The organism is Streptomyces sioyaensis, from assembly GCF_004122735.1.
GTDB classification, from domain to species: domain Bacteria; phylum Actinomycetota; class Actinomycetes; order Streptomycetales; family Streptomycetaceae; genus Streptomyces; species Streptomyces sioyaensis.
This window is the reverse complement of sequence record NZ_SDIF01000277.1, coordinates 1-1346: the sequence shown is the minus strand read 5'-3', so window position 1 is coordinate 1346 and position 1346 is coordinate 1. Positions and strand designations below refer to the sequence as shown.

Annotated in this window: 3 protein-coding genes; all 3 read right to left on the bottom strand. The window is 78.8% G+C overall.

Translation table 11 applies throughout. The features are described 5' to 3' along the window. On the bottom strand, positions 1–439 hold a 439-nt coding region (locus EST54_RS34220), incomplete at its 3' end, for a hypothetical protein (RefSeq protein ID WP_154074049.1). After that, positions 436–1137: an RNA polymerase sigma factor gene (locus tag EST54_RS33850; protein ID WP_129251479.1), complete on the bottom strand. Its 702-nt coding sequence runs from the start codon at positions 1135–1137 to the stop codon at positions 436–438. The genes EST54_RS33850 and EST54_RS34220, both read right to left, overlap by 4 nt. Positions 1138–1171: 34 nt before the next feature. Further along, positions 1172–1346 (bottom strand): LPXTG cell wall anchor domain-containing protein (locus EST54_RS36325; RefSeq protein WP_129251478.1); only part of this gene is annotated, 175 nt, incomplete at its 5' end.

Below are 1346 nucleotides of genomic sequence, written 5' to 3'. Positions count from 1 at the left end.
CGCTGTACGTGGGGGACGGGGCGGGGCCGACGGGGCTCGGCGGCCTTGCGGGCAGCGGCCGGTCCGGCGGGCCGCCGGGGGCGGTCATCAGGTAGCCCACCGCGACGGCGGCGGCCGCGGCAGCCGCCGCCAGTGGCAGCCCGAACCGGCGCAGCCAGGGCCGCCGCAGGCCGGACAGCCGGCCGCGGCGCAGGTGCGGGCCGGGGGGCGCGGCCGGTTGCAGGTCCCGGACGCCGATGCTCTCGGCGCGGGCCGCGAGGGCCCGGCGCAGCCGGTCCTCCACGGGGCGGTGCGGGCCGGTGCCGTCGGGGCCGGGGTCCGTGGCGCCGCCCGTGAAGCCGGGGCCACCGCCCGTACTGCCGGGGCGCATGCCGCCGGCGCCGCCGTCCTCGCCGGGTGAGCCTCCGGTGCGGCCGGTACCCGTGCCGGGGCCGTTCATGACCGCGCCTCCAAGATCTTCTCCAGCGAGTCCAGGGCGCGGCTGGCGAGGGACTTCACCGAGCCGCGGCTGATGCCCAGCGTCGTCGCGATCTGCGCCTCGGTCAGATCGCCCCAGTAGCGCAGGACGAGCACCTCCCGGCGGCGGGCGGTCAGTCCGCTCAGCGCGGCGAACACCTCCCGGTGCTCCTCGTCCAGCACGATGCGCTCCTCGGCGGACGGTGCGTCCGCCTCGTACGGCGGGGTGTAGTCGCGCGCGGTGCGCCGCCGACGCAGCACCGAGCGGGCGGCGTTGACGACCGAGGTGCGCAGATAGGCGAGGGCGTTGTCGACCTCGCCGAGCTGTTCGCCGTGCCGTTTGTAGAGCGCGGCGAACGCGTCCTGGACGACGTCCTCCGCGGTGGCCCGGTCGTCCACGAGCAGCACGGCCAGCCGGACCATGTTCAGCCGGTGGGCGTGGTACAGCTCGCTGATCGTCGGCGGCGGGTCGGGCGGCGCGCCGGCCCCGCCGCCCGGCAACCGGGCGCTGCCGCCGGGCAGTTCGCCGTCCGCCGGATACCCGGCCGGGAGGCCGGGGCGCGGGGCTTCGCGGCGGGCGGCCGCCGGGCGGGCGGTGCGCAGCAGCCACCGCCACAGGGCAGGCCGGAGCCCCGGCACGGCGAACCGTACCGGGGCCTGCGGACCGGCGGAGTACTCCATCGCTTCCTCGGGACGCAGCGGTCGGGCGCGGGGTTCAGCCGCGCCGCCGGCGGACCGCGTAGACGGTGCCGCCGCCCGCGGCGATCAGGGCGGCGGAACTGCCGCCGAGCGCCATGGCGGCCGTGGACGAGGCCCCGGTGTGCGCGAGTTCCCGCTTGCCGCCGTGTCCCTTGGCGGGGGCGGAGGTGGCGGGTGCGCCGGGGTGGGTC